The sequence below is a fragment of the Clostridium sp. AF32-12BH genome (assembly GCF_003477935.1).
GTDB lineage: Bacteria > Bacillota > Clostridia > Lachnospirales > Lachnospiraceae > Brotaphodocola.
In genome coordinates this window covers 125,390-142,729 of record NZ_QUEH01000005.1, presented here as the reverse complement: position 1 = coordinate 142,729, position 17,340 = coordinate 125,390, and the positions used below count along the sequence as shown (strand labels likewise).

Annotated in this window: 13 protein-coding genes; 3 read left to right on the top strand and 10 right to left on the bottom strand. The window is 48.5% G+C overall.

The window, feature by feature from the left end; translation table 11 throughout:
• Positions 1-93: 93 nt before the first annotated feature.
• Positions 94-396, bottom strand: a complete 303-nt coding sequence (locus DWZ40_RS19760) for a hypothetical protein (RefSeq protein ID WP_207664491.1) — start codon at positions 394-396, stop codon at positions 94-96.
• On the opposite strand from DWZ40_RS19760, the gene DWZ40_RS06600 reads away from it, so the two are divergent.
• Positions 397-1,632 (top strand): PucR family transcriptional regulator, encoded by a 1,236-nt coding sequence (locus DWZ40_RS06600; protein ID WP_207664490.1) that lies wholly within the window; start codon positions 397-399, stop codon positions 1,630-1,632. It abuts the gene before it with no gap.
• Positions 1,633-1,716: 84 nt separating this feature from the next.
• On the opposite strand, the gene DWZ40_RS06595 is transcribed toward DWZ40_RS06600, so the two are convergent.
• A complete protein-coding gene (locus DWZ40_RS06595; RefSeq protein WP_118541943.1) occupies positions 1,717-3,342 on the bottom strand; it encodes a CoA-transferase in 1,626 nt (541 codons plus the stop codon).
• Between the two features lie 298 nt (positions 3,343-3,640).
• Here DWZ40_RS06595 and DWZ40_RS06590 point away from each other — a divergent pair, with 298 nt between their 5' ends.
• Positions 3,641-4,198 carry a PadR family transcriptional regulator gene (locus DWZ40_RS06590; RefSeq protein WP_118541941.1) on the top strand — a complete coding sequence of 186 codons (558 nt, stop codon included), beginning with the start codon at positions 3,641-3,643 and terminating at the stop codon, positions 4,196-4,198.
• Here the strand turns inward: DWZ40_RS06590 and DWZ40_RS06585 are convergent.
• The 4 genes from DWZ40_RS06585 to DWZ40_RS06570 all read right to left on the bottom strand — a co-directional run bounded on the left by DWZ40_RS06585 (position 4,141) and on the right by DWZ40_RS06570 (position 8,754).
• Positions 4,141-4,866, bottom strand: a complete 726-nt coding sequence (locus DWZ40_RS06585; protein ID WP_147354142.1) for a DUF4125 family protein — start codon at positions 4,864-4,866, stop codon at positions 4,141-4,143. The two genes, DWZ40_RS06590 and DWZ40_RS06585, sit on opposite strands and share 58 nt — an antisense overlap.
• A 156-nt stretch (positions 4,867-5,022) precedes the next feature.
• The gene (locus tag DWZ40_RS06580; protein ID WP_182431641.1) at positions 5,023-5,952 is read right to left on the bottom strand and encodes a DUF4037 domain-containing protein; all 930 of its coding nucleotides are present in this window, start codon (positions 5,950-5,952) and stop codon (positions 5,023-5,025) included.
• Between the two features lie 22 nt (positions 5,953-5,974).
• Complete coding sequence (locus DWZ40_RS06575; protein WP_118541935.1) at positions 5,975-7,276, bottom strand: SLC13 family permease; 1,302 nt, start codon at positions 7,274-7,276, stop codon at positions 5,975-5,977.
• A 188-nt stretch (positions 7,277-7,464) separates the two neighbouring features.
• Complete coding sequence (locus DWZ40_RS06570) at positions 7,465-8,754, bottom strand: SLC13 family permease (RefSeq protein WP_118541933.1); 1,290 nt, start codon at positions 8,752-8,754, stop codon at positions 7,465-7,467.
• A 262-nt stretch (positions 8,755-9,016) separates the two neighbouring features.
• Here DWZ40_RS06570 and DWZ40_RS06565 point away from each other — a divergent pair, with 262 nt between their 5' ends.
• On the top strand, positions 9,017-10,636 hold the full coding sequence (locus DWZ40_RS06565; protein ID WP_118541931.1) for a helix-turn-helix domain-containing protein: 1,620 nt from the start codon (positions 9,017-9,019) through the stop codon (positions 10,634-10,636).
• A 3-nt stretch (positions 10,637-10,639) separates the two neighbouring features.
• Here DWZ40_RS06565 and DWZ40_RS06560 read toward each other — a convergent pair whose 3' ends face one another.
• From DWZ40_RS06560 to DWZ40_RS06545, 4 genes are all read right to left on the bottom strand, one after another.
• On the bottom strand, positions 10,640-11,809 hold the full coding sequence (locus DWZ40_RS06560; protein WP_118541929.1) for an NADP-dependent malic enzyme: 1,170 nt from the start codon (positions 11,807-11,809) through the stop codon (positions 10,640-10,642).
• A 26-nt stretch (positions 11,810-11,835) separates the two neighbouring features.
• Positions 11,836-13,005, bottom strand: a complete 1,170-nt coding sequence (locus tag DWZ40_RS06555; RefSeq protein ID WP_118541927.1) for an alpha/beta fold hydrolase — start codon at positions 13,003-13,005, stop codon at positions 11,836-11,838.
• Positions 13,006-13,026: 21 nt separating this feature from the next.
• Positions 13,027-14,721, bottom strand: coding sequence for a PHB depolymerase family esterase (locus DWZ40_RS06550; protein WP_118541925.1), 1,695 nt, complete (start codon positions 14,719-14,721; stop codon positions 13,027-13,029).
• 215 nt (positions 14,722-14,936) lie between these two features.
• The gene (locus DWZ40_RS06545) at positions 14,937-17,339 is read right to left on the bottom strand and encodes a pyruvate formate lyase family protein (RefSeq protein WP_118541923.1); all 2,403 of its coding nucleotides are present in this window, start codon (positions 17,337-17,339) and stop codon (positions 14,937-14,939) included.
• Position 17,340: the final 1 nt, after the last annotated feature.

Below are 17,340 nucleotides of genomic sequence, written 5' to 3'. Positions count from 1 at the left end.
TGGATAAATCGCGAAATGCCGGTCCCGCATTCACCGGGGCCGGCATTTCTGTCACTGGTTATTATAACAAATCCAGCAAACGCTGAACATTTGTTATCGATTCGATTTCCATGATGCCATGGAAAATTTCCTGGATCTGATCTTCGGTATATTCTTTGGAAAGAAGACCGTTTTCTGGCACAGAACCCCAACGACCTTACGATTTTTATCTGCAGCCTCTCCTATTACCAGGCTCATGAAGACATGTTTACCCCATTCCGGCGCCTCACGCTTGTGATCGCGGATAAATCCATGCCCGATACCGCCGGATTCTATACCCGGCATTCTTATATGAACCTGCTGCACATTTCTGCCAGTGTTCTGGAAGTATATTCCCAGTTTCTCGCCTGTTTTCATATGTACCACATCTGGCGTACCCACTTAAACACCACTTTCACCTACGCCAATCCCAGTACCATCATGCCGGAGCTCTCCCGGGTAGCAGGCTGCGCGGTCTACATGTATTCCCAAAACGATTTGATCCTTATGGATTACTCCTGCACAGGCTTAGACATCCCATTCACCAGGAATCTTTGCTCCTGCTTTTATCTGCCGGAAGAAATCCGCCCATTTGTAGGACAGATCCACAATCCACCGGAAAATCCGGTATGCGGTACATTCCAGAATGGTCCGCAGTACATGCTGCACTCCCTGCGTGACTTTCAGGGATTTTCCATCATCCTGCTTTTCGTGTATGAAACAAAGCTGCATATTGACATCCCCTCCAATGATTTTCTCTATATGATATCCGATCAATGGGAAAAACATATGGATTTCCAGAAAAATTTCCACCACAACATCGTACCCACCGCCTGTGACCGGTTAATTGCGCTTTTGTCTGATCCGGAAAGCAGCGATTCCGATATTCCGGACCTGATCCATGAACTTTCCTGGCCGCTTAAGCAGTGGAACGCCTGGATCGATATTCATTTTCCAAGCCTGGACTCTCCTGCCCTTCATCAGGTCATCCTGAAAAATGAGCTGCAGCAGTTTTTCCCGGAACAAAATCTTGCATTCTATCAGGACACGGTCACTGTTTTGTACAGCACCGCAAATTACACGATCTCTCCTGCGATTCCGGATCATTTTCCAGAATGGCTGAAACAGCACAATGCCTATGCCGCCATCGGTCCGTTTTCCGAAAAGCAGGAAACCTGGCGGGAGCATCTGACTCTGTGCAAACAGCTTTATGCCATCGCACATACAGCAGATTCCGGTTATCTTTTTTCTTATCAGGACTATCTGGTTCCCCTGGCACTCGACCGTCTGCAGCAGTCCTGCCCGCAAAAAAGCATTCCGGCCTGCTACTGTCATCCTGTGATCCCATTGCTTGAAACTTATGACCGCGAAAACAACACCGCCTTTGCCAAAGTCCTGTTCACCTACCTCTACCACAGCTGCAATGTCAACCAGGCCGCAGGTGCACTTTTCATGCACCGGAATACCGTGCGCAAACAGATTCAGAAGCTCTCCGAGCTGTTCCAGCTGGACTTAGAATGTCCGAATACCCGTGTACAGCTCTTGTTTTCCTTTTATATGAGAGAACATCCGCAATCTGCAGAAATGCCCATGATACCAATCCATTATACATAAACATTTCAAAAGCCAAGCACAAAAAAGCCGGAAAGCATTTTTCGCTTTCCGGCTTTTTTAGAAAATTATAAAGAAATCACATTTCTATTTTAAGTACTCTTTCAGTCCGCCCCAGTGCTCTTCGAAGATACCAGGATCCATCTCTTTTAAGTCCGGAGAGATGACCGGAGTAAATCCGAGGTGATCCAGAACGTCTTTCTGCAGGTCAATGCCAGGTGCGATCTCGATCAGGGTCATCTTGTGGTCGATCAGCTGGAATACTGCACGCTCGGTCACGTACAGAACTTCCTGATTGTCCGGTGCGTACTGTCCGGAGAAGGTGATCTGTCCGACTTTCTCTACGAATTTCTGAATGGTTCCCTCTTCTACGATCTCCAGCTTTCCACCGCCGACTTTCACTTTTGCCTTGCCCATAAGGGTACCTGCGAAAATAACCTTCGGGGTTGCTGCAGTGATATCGATGAATCCGCCAGGTCCGGTCAGTCTCTTGCCCATACGGCTTACGTTGTTGTTTCCGTCTCCGTCAACTTCACCGATGCCAAGGCAGGTCATGTTCAAACCGCCGCCGCTGATCAAGTCAAACATCTCGTGAGGAGAGAGGATTGCTTCCGGGTTATAAGCGCTTCCGAAGCTCGGCAGTGCAGACGGAACACCGCCTACCATACCGCTCTCGGTACTCATGGTCACATCTTCAATGAGACCTTCCTCAGCAACAACTTTTGCAATGTCAGCCGGCATGCCGACGCCCAGGTTGATGAGGTCGCCCTTTCTTAACTCCATAGCGCAGCGTCTGCAGACAACCTTTCTCTCATCGAATGGAAGCGGCTGGATGCTGTCTAACGGAATCTTGATCTGTCCGGAATAAGACGGCTCCCAGTAAGTTCCCTCAGCCTGCCAGCAGGACTTCGGATCCTTTGCCTGTACCACATAGTCGACTAATTTTCCTGGAATCTTAACATCCTTCGGATTTAAGGTATCTTTCTTTGCCAGGTACTCAACCTGTACGATAACAATACCGCCATTGTTCTTGACTGCAGTTGCTACCTCAAAGCCCTCGTTCACAACGCTCTCATGTGCGAAGGAGATATTTCCGTTCTCATCTGCGATAGTTCCACGAAGCAATGCAACATCGCACTTGAATGCCGGGTAGAAAAGGTATTCTTCTCCGTTAAATTCTACCAGTTTTACCACTTCCTCGGAGTTTGCACAGTCGTTCATGCGTCCGCCTTCTACACGCGGATCTACGAAAGTACCAAGACCGGTCTTGGTGATCAGACCCGGACGGCCTGCTGCACACTCTCTCCAAAGGTTGATGATGACACCCTGCGGCAGGCAGTGGGTCTCAATCTTGCCCTGACGTGCCTGGTCGCAAAGGGTAAATGCACTTCCAATGTGGGCACTGGTCCATTTTGTGATCAGACCCGGACCAGCTTCACCGAAACGGGTAACACCACGGTTTCCATGTTCGGTATCTGCCTCCGGGAGCGGGTTTCTGTCCCAACCGTTAAACTTGTTTCCGTAACCCCAGTCACCCAGTGCACTTGCCTGCTTTAAGTTTAAGTCACAAGGATGTCCGGTTTCCGCAAAGTTATCACGGATCGCACATGCAACCTCCTCCGGCCAGCCGGAAAGTCCCATACCGGCAACACCTACGGTTGCGTGGTCCGGGATCAGCTGTGCTGCTTCTCTGGCAGTAATAAACTTAGCCATAATGAAAATACCTCCTCTTTTCTACTATGTAGTAAAATAATTTCTGCGTTATTTTATTAACGTATTATACCATGTATACAAGTACATGTAAATATATACATGTAAAACCATGACTTTTTTCAGCGTATTCCACGATTTTAAAATCAAATTTTTGTGAAATATCCATGACAAATTATTTTTCTATTTTTCATTTTCCATTTTTATGTTAAAATTTACATATCAATCATGACATACTGTGATATACAGTACGGCTGTCTTCCCAGGGAGCTGCCATTTTTGATATAGGAGGAACGTTCTTATGAGAACTTTAAAATATGCGATTCTGGGACTGATCAATCGGGAGCCCATGACCGGCTACGATATCACCCGCGAATTTAACAGCAACAACCTTGCAAATTTCTGGTACGCCAAGCACAGCCAGGTCTATCCGGAACTGAGCCGTCTCATGGAAGAAAAACTGGTCACCTGCGAAGTGATCATCCAGGGAGAAAAGCTGGAGAAAAAACTCTACTCCATCACCGATGCCGGAAAACAGCAGCTTCAGGAATGGCTCATGAAAGACGAAGCGCTGGAAGCCACCCCGAAGGATGTCTTCCGCCTGCGCATGTACTTTTCTGATTTTATGACCCCGGAGCAGTTAAAAACCCATCTTACCAACCAGCTTCAAAAGCATATCTTAAAAGAACAGTACCTGTCCGATATGATGCAGGAACATCACAATAATATTGCCCCTGCCATCGGCACCCGCGAATTCGGCGACTTCATGGTACTGGAAGGCGCTATCATGCGCGAAAAATCCTATATCGACTGGCTCCGGGACTGTCTCAGCCGCTGCTCTGCTTCCTCTGCAGACTGATACCCATAGCAGCGCGCCATGTAGTCCATCTGTAAGACCTCCGGATGTTTTTCCTGCTGTTCTAATGTTTCATAGCAAGCTTTTAAACATGCGAGGGTCTTTTCGGAATAGGTCGATAACTCTCCCATTGCATACGTCTCCACCGATGCCTCCCCCGGGTAAGCATCTTTCTTTCGGACTGCCCGCCCCTGACTGCCAAACAATGGATGACTTTCATGGAAACGCTCCATCCATCTGGTCTGAAGTTCGGTCAGTTCCGACACCAGTTTCTGTTTTTCTTTGGAAAGCACCGGAAGCTCTTTTGCAATCTTCTGATATTCTTCCGGGCAGGTATCCTGCATCATATAAGCGTATTTTTCTGTGAGAAGGTTTCTGCCCTGTGCTTCTGCGTCCTGCAGATCGTTCCAGTATGACTGAAGACTTTCCGCATCCCAGACAGAGAACTGGCTCCGCCGCATAATATCAAATGTTTCCCAGTCATCCTGACATCCGGCTCTCCCGCCTGCATTGGAGACACGGTCAAACATCTCCCATTCTGCCTGCACGATTTTATGAATCCGTGTATCGCTTCCCTGATCGGGCTGTTCTTTTTTTAAATTTTGTTCTTCTTTTTGCTCTTCCTTTTCCTGCTTCTGTTCCATATCTTTCTCACCTTCTATTCTTTTCACAATTTTTCCCAATTTCGCTGTTTCACGTTTTGACGGTTACATGCACTCTGTTCGTTTCATTCTTCTGATTTTGAATCAATTCAGACCTGCCATTTCCGATTTATACCGTCCAAAACTGTGCTGTACGGATCTAGTCTGCTTCCTGTACTGCCTGCACTACCCGTACAGCCACGGCAATGACGCAATCTGCGGATCCTGAATCTGCTTTATAAGTTCATCCAGACTGTTCTGTAAAAACAGATCTGTCTTCGTGATCAATCCCTGCCGCTGCCATTCTGCCGAGATCAGACTGCAGATCGTTTCGATGAGTTCCTGCTTTTGCTCCCAATCTGCAACACTCGGATCCATCAGCTGTGCAAACAGCGCCTGTGTATTTCCCAGAACCGGAAGTTCTCCCAATCCTCTGTGTGCCCACTTGTAAAACGGTGCATAGCGGTGATTGAGCAGATAAATCAGAGCCATCCCGTGGCGCACAAACTCCGCGAGCGCCAGCCCGGCTGCCACATATTCCCCGCGCCGCACGCTGCGCGGCAGGTTGTACTGTCCGGACTGGGACATATTGGCTGCCCGCGCCACCATTTTTTTGATGCGCACATCTTCCGGATGACCTGCTTTTAAGCGGCTGCGGACTTCCAGAAAGGAACCGCTCCCCTCTTTAAAAATGCAGCCATTCACTGCCACCGCCAGGTAGCTGTCCGGCAGGTTCAGCCACTCCATCTGCGACTGCGGTCCCTTCGCATTTCCAAGAAAATGACGGTAAAATTTCCCGCTTTCCCACACACCGATCCGGTGTCCGCTCATGCGGCTGTCACGGCGGACCGGCATCCCGTAAAACAAGGCAGGGAGTGCCTCATATTCTGCTATGAGGCGCTCCCCGATTTTTCCCATGAGTTCCTGGTCCAGCCATAAACAAAACGCCGGACCGAAATCATGGTCTCTTGAAATTTCATCATCAAATCCGAAACACTCGGAACCTTCCCCACACAGACCAACGGTAATATGCGGCGCATCATCCCCAAAATGCTCCTCGAGCATGGGGCGTCCGTACTGCATATAGTAGTCTCTTGCAAGGTCCATTCCCTTCATATGTTTCATCCTTTACATGTGTTTATACTCCAAATAGATTGAACAGTCCAACCTCTGCAGCGATGATCGTGATCACCGGTACGATCAGGGCTACAATGATCATCTTGTTGGAGAGCAGCTCCTTCTGGTCTTCGTACGGGTTTGCTGCGATACATACAGCACCACCGGTTGAGAACGGAGAACATGCAGTTGCCAGACCGCCGAAGAAAATGCAGGTATACAGTGCGATCGGGTTTAAGCCAAGTCCGCTTGCCAGTGCCGGTACCATCGGGTACATAAGCGGCATAACCGTAGAAGTGGAGCTGGAGAAGAAGCTTAAGAATGCTGCAAACAGTACGATTGCTCCCGGAACCAGTGCTCTCGGAATGCTGCTTGTCAGAACGCCGGAGATGAAATCAACCAGACCAGCCTCCGTAGCTACCTTGATCAGGGAATATACACCTACGATCATAACGATGGTACTGATCGGGATCTTGCGGATGACGGTCTTTTCATCGCCCAGTTTCAGGATTGCACAGAGCAGTGCGCCAAGCATCATGATTACCTGTGGCTGGCAGAGCTGGTTTAAGGTTTTCAGAGCCGGTACGCCTTTGATCCAGGTATTTAAGATCGGCGGAACTACCATCAGGAAGAATGCAACGAGCAGAATGCTGAAGGTCTTGCTCTGTACTTCGTTGAACTTCGGTGCTGCTTCCTTCATGCTGACCTTGCCTGCCTTGTGTCCCTTCAGTGCAAAATAGAACAGGACAATGACGATCAAAGTGATGATACAGCAGTTAAACCAGATCTTTAAAGACCAGTCCATGGTCATCGCCTCATCCACATTGTTTGCGATGATCAGGTTTTTGGAAATACTGCCGCCGTATCCGTTGTACGGGTTGTTGGAACCGATCAGGTTGCCAAACGTAATTGCAATCGCAGTCAGAACCGGATTCACACCTGCAGTTGCTGCCATAACGAATGCAAACGGACCAACGATTGCCGGAGTGGATGCACCTGCGCCAAGACCACCGACGATTGCGGATACTGCTGCGATCGCGAACGGAACCAGTTTTGCATTTCCGCCCATAGCGTGCAGAAGTTTCTGTCCCAGCACATTCATGGTGCCGTTCTCTGTTGCGTAGTTAAAGAACAGAGAAATGGATAACAGGTAAAATACAATGGTTGTCGGCCAGAAGTTGATGACATCAGATGCCTTCATCCCCATGACACAGATACCGATAACAAACGCAAATCCCATTGCGATGATACCGGTATTCAGCTTGTATTTCCATCCGACCAGAATGGAAATCACGATTGCAAGAATGCAAAGCCACAAAGCCATAACAAAATCCCCCTTTGTTATTTTTTAGATTATCCTGACTATACCATTTCTGGCAGATCTTCGACAATCTTTTCACAGAAGATTCTGTATAACTGTGCAAGCAGCACAAATCCTTTTTTGAAGTCTGTGCATGAATTCCAAACTTCAAAAACCTGATCTGTGCTGCTTGCTGTCATCATTTTTTTATTTTATGCACCGATCGCAAATATTCCAACTGCGGAGAACAGTGCTCCTACGATTGCCAGTGCAACTGCCGTAATGATCATCTTATTGATCAGGCCGGACTGTACTTCCGGAGTAGAACCAACCAGGTTCTGAACGCCGCCGGAAGAGAACGGACTGAAGGAAGTAACGGCACAACCGATCAGCATCGGGATTACCATAGCCGGGATTGAAGTTCCGGCTGCTGCTGCCAGTGCCGGCATCATTGCAAACAGGAACGGCTGAACGGCACCTGCAGATACTACGAAGCTCAAAGCTGCTGCTACCAGACAGATTGCCGGTGCGATCGCGCCTTTCGGCATGGTCTGCAGCATATTTCCGAGCGCATCGATCACGCCCATCTTTTCTGCAAGTCCGCAGTACATACCCATACCGGTGATGGTCCAGATCGCCGGCCAGCCGACCTTCGTGGACATAACCTTGCGTAAGTCACCACAGCGGAACAGACATAAAACAGAGATTCCGATGGATGCCATAACCGGCATGGTTAAGTTGGATTTCATCCATTTGAATACCGGATTCGGGAAAATCTGACCGACAATTGCCGGGACTAACAAAAATGCGATACATCCAACTACAACTGCCAGCGTACGTTTCTGCTCATCGTTAAATGCTTCCGGTTTCTGCATGATTGCATCACTTTTCTGTACTTTCCAGCCTTTGCAGATAATGAACATTGCTGCAAATGCAAGGGTGAAGAACAGGATATGCCATACGGTAATACGAAGTAAGAGCGGTTCCGGCGGAACTTCCGGGAAATACTCATCAAAGAAGCCAAGGAATTTTGCACCATTCGCAGTCCAGGATGCAAAGCCCATGGTCAGGGATCCTGCCCAGGTAGAGAACGGGATCAGAAGCGGGGTAACACCTGCCTGCATGCAAAGTTCCCATGCCAGAGGAGCCATGATCAGGCTGCTGCTTAAACCGGCACCGGTTGCAGTAACCAGTGCAGTGGTTAAGAAGATTACAATCGCAATCGCCCACTGTGCATTACGGAAACGGTATACCACGTTTCTGCCGAGAACCGACATGGTTCCGTTTGCATTTGCAAAGCCGTAAAAGATCATCGGTAAGGTTATATTCCAGAACAGGGATGTCGGGAACAGAGCGATAAAGTTCTTGGACGGTTCTCCCAATACGCCCCAGGAAAGAAGAAATCCAAGAAAAATAGCCAGAAAGCCCGGATTCAGTTTCAGCTTTTGTCCCAAAGCAATCGCTACAACAAATCCGCCAAAGAAAAGCAATACATTCGTCATACGTACCTCCTGTGTTTTATCGCGAGCCCTGCGAATTATTTAACAGCATTATATGATTTGCAGAACGCCATTTCAAGATATTGTGAAACTGCACATTTTTTTCTATTCAACGTGCACATTTTTTTGCATTTTCACGTGCATGTTGAATATTCTTTTTTATTTTATTTCATAGTATAATCACAATTGACATAAATTTTTTATTTTTTGTCATCATTTCAGTCATACTGATCTATGACATTTCGCTTATAAAGGAGTACCTACTATGATTTCCTACCAGTATCTGCTGTCCGTATTCCAGGACACGTTACTTCAATATCAGCTTCCCTTTAACCAGTTTTCCTTAAATTATCACCTCATTTTTTCCGATACGCCAAACTCGGCTCCGCTCTCTTCGGAAAGCATTGTTTTGTGTACAGCCGGGGCATTCCGCCAGTATCTGGAGCTTGCACTTCCGCCGAAGGTCTGCTTTTGCGTATCCGACAGCCAAAACGTGATTTCCACACTGTATGTTCCGCAAAACTGCTGTTATATCGCTGTAAGGGATTCCTATTCCGAACTTTGCACCCGTTTTATTTCGATTTATCAGGAATATACCCGCTACCGCTATCTGTTAAATCTGGAACTGACCGACAGCCGTCAGGTCCGTTCGTATCTGCAGAAGCTCTCTTCCGAAACCGGGATCGCATTTTCCCTTTATAATCAGAATGGAGAACTGCTTCCCATGTTTTCCTCTTCTGAGCCAGATATTCCTGCCCAATCTGCAGACAGCCTGCCGGCATCATCTCAATATAAAATGCAAAAAAAGCTGCCGTCCCATCTGTTTCAACGGGTACGACAGCCTCTGAAGTTTCCGGACAAGCCAGGATTTTTTTATTTAGAATGTCAGAAACTGGGCGAAGAAAACTTCTTTCTCTACGCAGTTACGTCAGATGAATTCCACTGTGATATCACATGGGTGAGCCGAAAAGCACTGAGTGCAATCCTGCACAGCCTTTCTGATTTTCACACACTGCTCTACACCGAAGAGGAAACGAAAGCCGGGGAATTTATTTCTGATATTATGAATCAGAAATCGATGGATCTGCTTGAGGATTATGCCCGTTTCCGCTCCCTGGTCCACTATGACAGCAAATACACGACTATATTTTATATCCGTTTTACAAACTCCGATACTGCACCATCCCGGATTTTCTTCCTGGATGAACTGCATAAGCTGATTCCGGAAGCACTCATCGGTCCCTGGAACGACGATATCATCGCGTTTATCCCAAACCCGGACCGGCAGTCCCGGCTGGATCAGTACGAAGAGGGACTGCAAAAACTTCTCGAACGCTACCAGGCTTATGCCGGAAGCTCCCTCTGGACCAAATGGCGTTTCCGGACTTCTATTCTTATAGCGGAATCCAATGCAAAATTCGGTCAGATTCTGGGACTGGAACCTTCCCGGCGGCTGTTTTTCAGCAATGAATATTCGTTTTACCACCTGATCGATCTGGCTGCCGATTCGTTCCAGCGGATTCATCATTCGAAAGATCTTACCTATCTGATGCATCCCTGTATCCTGCACATCAACCGCTATGACATTGAGCATGATACGAACCTTTTGGAGGTCTTATACCATTACCTGATCAACGGATGCCGGGTAGGCGATACTTCCATCAGCCTGAATATGCACCGGAATACCGTCCAGGGAAAGCTGAACAAACTTAACGAGATCATTCACGAAGATTTTACCAAAAACGGGATTATCCAGTGCCGCATCCTGATCTCCTGCATGGTTTTTTTCTATCAGGACCGCTACTTAAAAGAACCGTTCAGCAACCCGCAAAGCATGCTCAGTTCCTTCCACCAGCTCGATATTCCGGAGTATGAGAAAGAATAATAATTAAATCCGCGCAACGCCCTGCTCGATCGCAGTGTCTGCAACAGCCTTTGCAACCACATCGGCAACCGTCTTATCGAGCGGGGATGCGATGATGTTTTCTGCAGTCAGCTTGTCATCCGGCACCAGACTCGCGATTGCCCAGGAAGCACGCTGCTTCATCAGTTCCGTAATTTCTTTGGTGCGGACAGAAAGTGCACCCTTAAATACACCCGGGAATACCAATACGTTGTTGATCTGATTCGGGAAATCCGAGCGGCCGGTTCCAACCACGGCTGCTCCAGCTGCCAGTGCCTCATCCGGCATGATTTCCGGAGTCGGGTTTGCAAGGGCAAACACGATTCCCTGGTTCATGGAAGCAACCATTTCCCGGCTCACCAGACCCGGACGTGACACACCAATGAATGCATCTGCATTCTTCATCGCATCTGCCAGGGTTCCATGTTCGTGATTTAAGTTGCTGATATGGGAGATTTCCTCCTGTCCTGCATTTAAGCCCTCATCACCCTCACAGATGATGCCGTGGATATCACACATGATCACATTGCCAAAGCCCATGCCGATCAGGTGCTTTCCGATCGCAGTTCCGGCTGCACCGGCGCCGTTGATGACAATGCGCATCTTGCCCATTTCCTTATGGGTGACTTTCATGGCATTGATCATGGCTGCTGCAACGACAATGGCAGTTCCGTGCTGGTCATCGTGGAATACCGGAATATCGCAGATTTTTTTTAAGCGGCGCTCAATCTCAAAGCATCGCGGTGCTGCAATATCCTCCAGGTTAATTCCGCCAAAGCTCTTGGAGATTAAGGCAATGGTCTGAACGATGGTATCGGTATCTTTGGAATCAATGCAGATTGGAAATGCATCGACATCGGCAAATTCTTTAAACAGTGCACACTTGCCCTCCATAACCGGCATACCGGCTGCCGGACCAATATCTCCAAGGCCCAGCACTGCGGTTCCATCGGTAATGACCGCAACCAGATTGCCGCGGCGGGTCAGCTTAAAGGACTGCTCATAATCTTTGGCGATGACCCGGCATGGTTCTGCCACGCCCGGTGTATACATCAAAGACAGATCTTCCCTTGTCTCGATTTTCTTTCTGGAAACCACCTCAATCTTTCCATTTAAATCATAATGCATTTTTAAAGAAGCTTCATTTACATCCATTGTTTTCCTTCTCCTGCTATTCTCTTTTATTTTTCACACAGACTGTCGCTGAAACGGAATACTTCCTCCAGTTCTGCTGCCCACGCATAGGAATGAACTCCGCCTCCCACAGTCAGTCTGCGGATATGTACGCCCTGCGCAGCAATATAATTGCTGTCTTTTACCATCAGTTCGTATCCATTGTGGTCTTCGGTTCCTGCAATATAAAGAATCTCTTTCTCTCCATACTTTTTCCAGTCAACCAGCTTCGGCTCCGGGATTGCCCCGCACGGGATCAGCCCCTGGAAGCGCTCCGGCATTTCGCCGCCCAGATAGAAGGTGCCGATGCCACCCATGGAATTTCCCATCAGCATGACTGCATCCGGATCGACCTGATACTCCTCCATCACCTGATCTAAGAGCTGCACCAGCCATTCCTGTGCTTTCCGGTTTTCTTTTAAATCGGCTTCACTGTAATACTGCGGCTTTCCTTCTGCATCCACAAATCCTGGCTTTTTAAACTGCCCGGACGGCGGAACACTTCCGCCAAAGTTGCTGCGATGCACATAAGAATTTGGCGCAAATACAAGATAACCGTGTTTCTCTGCAAGATACTGCATTTTGCCCTCGCTGCGCTCAAAGCAGTTGTCTTCATTGCCGCCCGCACCGTGCAGGAAAATCAGCATTTTCTTTCGTTTTAAGTTTTCCCAGTCAGACGGCACATACAGACGATACGAATTCAACCGGTTTGCTTCCGGGATCCATACGGTCTTAAACAGCTCCCCGACATGCTTTTCCTGCAGCTTCCAGTCCAGGAAGCGCACTTTTCTCGGCGTATACTCCGGCTGCTTTCCGTTCAGGGAAATGACCATAAATTCATCCTTTAACACAGCAAACGGAAGTCCTGCAAGATCACATAAGAAATACTTCAGATCAATCAGCTCATTTCCAGCTTCATCGGTTTCAGCAGGCACCTGATATGCTCTGCCCTCATAAGTAATCGCAACGTTTCCGTCCTGCACCTGCGCCTCAATATCCGGCGCAAGCAGACGGAGGACATCGTCAAGCGGAAGCAGCCAGCCATTATCCTGTTTTCTGACTGCTGTTTTTAAACGATACTGACGTTCCCCAATCAGCACCAGATCTCTTCCATCTGCAATTGCCAGTTCTTCCGGCTGAAAGCAGAATGTTCTGCCTGTCAGTTTTGATGTTTTCATAATATTCTCCCTTCCTGTGCTTTACTCTGCTGCATCCGAATTCATATAAACACTTCTTCCCTGCTCATCCAGATGGAATTTTGAGAAAAATTCATCGTATAAGAACCAGGAATCCTGTGCAGTGCAGGAATGCGGTTTATTTTCTACCGTACTGAAATGCACCATCGGCACGCCATCTTTGTTGCAGTATACTCTGGTCGCATAGGCACCGGTCTGGTAGGTCTTCGGATGTTCCGGAGCGGCTGTCTTATCGCGCTTAGTCCAGTATTCGATATACTTTGCAACATCCGGGTTATTTTCCGGGGTGCCGCCGCCGATATCTTTTTCTCCCATTAAAATCCAGATTGGACGCTGATGGTCTTCCACAATACCAGGTGTCTCGTAATTGCCAAAGAAACCGCCGCGCAGCACGCCGCTGGTCAGACCAGCTGCAGCAAAAATATCCGGCATTGCAAGGAGCAGTCTCTGGCCCATGGCAGACCCCATCGAATGTCCGGTTGCATAGATTCTTCCCTTGTCAATGGAATAATGCTCCGTCAGGTAATTTACCATCTCGCGGATAAATTTCTCATCGTTCAGCTGTTCGTCATTCGCACTTGCATTCCAGGCAGCATGCGGAAGCCAGTTTGTTTTCGGGAAATGTCGGAGTGCTGCAGCCGGGAATACCACCATAAAACCTCTCGCCTCTGCAACCTTGATCCAGTCGGTAGCCGGGAAGAACATCTTGTGAAGGTTGCTTCCTCCATGACAGGAAACTACAAGCGGAGCCTTATAATCCGGATTCTGACGCATTTTGGACGGAATATACTGATACCACTCTCTGCGGTATCCATCTACTTCGATGGTCTTAAACTCCACTCCGGCTTCTTCCTCGGTTCTCCATACTTTCAAGTTAAAGTTTCCGATACCGGTGGAACGAAAATATCTGGAGAACTGCTCTTTCCAGATTTTGTCTGGAGAAACACTTGGATATGGATTGAATGAAACGCCTTCCTTGACACGGACTTTGCCGCCTACCAATTCCTCGATCAGAGAATGCTCTGTATATTCTGACGGCAGATACCAGGTGCTTCCCTGGGATACATACGGCTCCGGCTGAACTTTATTTGCGTTCTTCCAGTACTCCAGAACAGCACGCTGGTTCTCTGTCAGTTTTTCTGTCAAAAGCCATAACGGCATAGAAACCTGGCTGAGCGGGCAGAACGGAACTTCGGACGGCACTTCATTCATTGCCTTCAGTTCTTCCTCCGGCACATCGCAGGCTCCTGCCAGCACCAGTCCGCCAAACGCACTTGGATTCTTCATCGCCAGACGCTGGGCACGGGCAGCACCGGTGCCATAACCAGCCAGATACAGATAGTTCTTATTGGCAGTAAAGCATTCCCGCAGACGCATCTCATCGATCATCTTGCAGCATTCTTCTTCCGTTACATCCGGATCTGTCACAAACAGCAGCATGCCGTTCTCGTCTGCTGCCTGAGCCCAGCCGCTGTTTTCCACAAAGCCAAGCTTGCTGTCCTGCTCATCTGGAATCAGAAGCACTGCCGGGGTGCTGAGGTACGCACTCTCCGGGATATAAACGAGATATTCCCGCTCCGGGAATTCTTTCATAGTATTATGATATAAACCATGATACGGCATCCGGTACAAATCCTGTTTATTCGGATTTTTAAAATATACCTGCCGGTCTTCTGGAAAATCTTTCACTGTCAGCATTGTTTTTCCTCCTTTTGCTCTGCCTGATCCTTTCTCAGGTAATCCTCCTAATTTTTCTGTCTTTAGCTTACCAATATTCACTATCCTGCACAACCGATTTCCATATACAGTTTTTTTCTCTGTTCATAATGCACACTTTTTTCATTTTTCCAAAACAAAAAAAACATCCGGAACCGCCAATGGCGATCCCAGATGTCTCTATTTTAATAAAATGATTACAGTTCCTGCTCAGTACGCTTGATCAGCTCATCCTGCACGCGCTCAGTCAGTGTCACATAGTAAGCACTGTATCCGGCAACGCGGACAACCAGGTCACGATACTTTTCTTTCTCGACTTTGGCTGCTTCCAGAGTCTTTTTGTCTACGACGTTGAACTGGATCTGCTTGCCGCCGTTGGTTAAGTAGGTCTGGATCATCACGGCAAGTTTCTCCAGATCGCTTTCGGTCTTCAAGGTGTTCGGGGAGAACTTCATGTTCATCAGGGTTGCCATAAATTCGCCCTGCGGAATCTTCATGGCACTCTGTAAAACTGCCAGCGGACCGGATACATCCTTGCCCTGTTCCGGGCTGATGGATGCATCTGCGAAGGTTTCTCCTGCCTTACGGCCATCCGGGGTTGCTCCGGTCAGTGCGCCGCCCGGTGCATGTGCGGTGATGGAGATTGCAGTCGGAAGTACCGGCTTGCCGCCAAATGCAGAAGTAAAGGTTCTTACGATCTGACCGAGATCATGCCAGAGTCCGGCACCGATCTGATCGACATAATCGATGTTGTTTCCGTATTTCGGGGCATCCAGACATGCCTTATGCTCTTTCTCATAGCCTTCCCAGTCCGCCTTTAAAGCCTCATACATGGTCTCTGCACTCATGGTCTTGTCATCGAATACATTCTTCTTGATGGATGCAAGGGAGTCGATGGTGTTTGCCATACCAACTACATTGATCGCGCAGCCATTCTCAAACGGCATCACACGGCTCAGACCATCTTTTGCAACTTTCATGCCGTCTACCAGGAATGCACTGTGGAATACGTCCGGATACAGACGACGCTGTGCCATGATCAGGATGTTGTGCTCTTCTACAACCATGCCAATGACGGTCTTTAACTGGGTCTTGAATGCTTCATAAAACTCCTCATAGGTCTTGAAGTCTTTGAATTCGCCGGTCTTCGGTCCGATCTGGTAGCCGGTTCTCGGATTGACACCATTGTTGATCGCCAACTCCAGGATCATCGGAACAAGCATCATACCGAATGCCTGGTTTCTGGATGCGCCCGGAAGCATTAAGTCCATGCAGCCTGCGATTGCAAATTTCCGTGCCTCATGAATGTCGATGCCTTCTTTTACCACAAAGTTGATGTAGCTGTCCTCGGAAATGAATGCCGGCATACCGATTCCGGTCCGGACAACCTCCAGACCTTTGATGAGCAGTTCTTTCGGTGTATTTTTGCTGACACGGATGGTCAGGGTATTGTGCGGGGTCTTGGTTTCCTTTGCAGCTTCCAGCAGAAGGTAGGTTACATCGTTGGTTGCATCGTTTCCTTCGGTATCGCAGCCGCCAATCACGAAGTTATGCCATCTTGCCATACCTGCCCATTTTTCGCGCTGGCCTTTGCCGCCGCCCACAAAGTTCATTTCCATGATCTTTAAGCGGAGCAGTTCGAATAATTCCAGTGCCTCGTCGCGGGTAATTCTTCCAGCTTCGAGATCTGCTTTATAGTACGGATACATATACTGGTCAAAGCGGCCGCCCGGAGTAGTACCGGAACCGATCAGGATCCAGTAGAAGTAGAAAGCCTGTACTGCTTCACGCAGGGTGCGTGCCGGTTTTGCCGGGACCTGGCGGCAGGTCTCAGCAATCTCCAACAGCTCGGCTTTTCGTTTTTCATCTGGTTCTTTTGCTGCCATCTCTTCTGCCAGGTCCGCATAGCGGTTTGCCAGACGGATCATGGCCGGGAAACCGATGATGCAGGCTTTGTAGAAGTCTGCCTGCTCTACTGCTTCATCGCTGTAATAACGCAGGTTTAAAAGACGTTCTTTGGCTTCATCCACAATTGCCTGGTAACCGGTTGCGATTACTTTCTCATAATCCGGGCAGTTTAAGCTGGTCGGTCCCATGCCAAGTCCCCAGCCCACACCGGCTGCGCCCTGTCCACGGCCCTGGTTCTTTTTCTGCCACGGTGGGCATAAGAAACCAGCCTTGATAAACGGCCACAGGCGCTCATCGTTATAGTAGCTGCCCTGCCACTCATCCTGGGTTCTTCCCTTATCCAGGAAATAATCATCCAGGCTTCTTAAGATTTTTCTTTCCTCGTCGGTGATGGTAATCTGACCACCAGCTAACAGATCGTCCAGATCGTCATCCGGCCAGCCCGGTCCCTGGGAACCAAGCTCCATGCCCATCGGCTTGCTTGCCACGTTACCGATGATCAGTTCATCGTCCTGGATAAAAATGGTCTTCTTGTCCAGATAATCTGCCACTGCCTGGGCACGGCGGATGATCTGCGGATAGCCATCATTCTTCTCGAAGCTGTCCTTAATGATCTGGGCTTTCTCCACACAGATTGGATACTGCTTCACGCTGCGGATTCTCTGTTTTACCCGTTCTACACGTTCGGTCATA

Excerpts from the sequence above, each read along its gene's own strand:
- DWZ40_RS06580 (WP_182431641.1), bottom strand. The coding sequence starts at position 5,952 with ATGAAGGGAATGGACCTTGCAAGAGACTACTATATGCAGTACGGACGC.
- DWZ40_RS19760 (WP_207664491.1), bottom strand. The coding sequence starts at position 396 with ATGAAAACAGGCGAGAAACTGGGAATATACTTCCAGAACACTGGCAGA.
- DWZ40_RS06595 (WP_118541943.1), bottom strand. The coding sequence starts at position 3,342 with ATGGCTAAGTTTATTACTGCCAGAGAAGCAGCACAGCTGATCCCGGAC.
- DWZ40_RS06565 (WP_118541931.1), top strand. The coding sequence starts at position 9,017 with ATGATTTCCTACCAGTATCTGCTGTCCGTATTCCAGGACACGTTACTT.
- DWZ40_RS06600 (WP_207664490.1), top strand. The coding sequence starts at position 397 with ATGTACCACATCTGGCGTACCCACTTAAACACCACTTTCACCTACGCC.
- DWZ40_RS06555 (WP_118541927.1), bottom strand. The coding sequence starts at position 13,005 with ATGAAAACATCAAAACTGACAGGCAGAACATTCTGCTTTCAGCCGGAA.
- DWZ40_RS06550 (WP_118541925.1), bottom strand. The coding sequence starts at position 14,721 with ATGCTGACAGTGAAAGATTTTCCAGAAGACCGGCAGGTATATTTTAAA.
- DWZ40_RS06590 (WP_118541941.1), top strand. The coding sequence starts at position 3,641 with ATGAGAACTTTAAAATATGCGATTCTGGGACTGATCAATCGGGAGCCC.
- DWZ40_RS06560 (WP_118541929.1), bottom strand. The coding sequence starts at position 11,809 with ATGGATGTAAATGAAGCTTCTTTAAAAATGCATTATGATTTAAATGGA.
- DWZ40_RS06545 (WP_118541923.1), bottom strand. The coding sequence starts at position 17,339 with ATGACCGAACGTGTAGAACGGGTAAAACAGAGAATCCGCAGCGTGAAG.
- DWZ40_RS06575 (WP_118541935.1), bottom strand. The coding sequence starts at position 7,276 with ATGGCTTTGTGGCTTTGCATTCTTGCAATCGTGATTTCCATTCTGGTC.
- DWZ40_RS06570 (WP_118541933.1), bottom strand. The coding sequence starts at position 8,754 with ATGACGAATGTATTGCTTTTCTTTGGCGGATTTGTTGTAGCGATTGCT.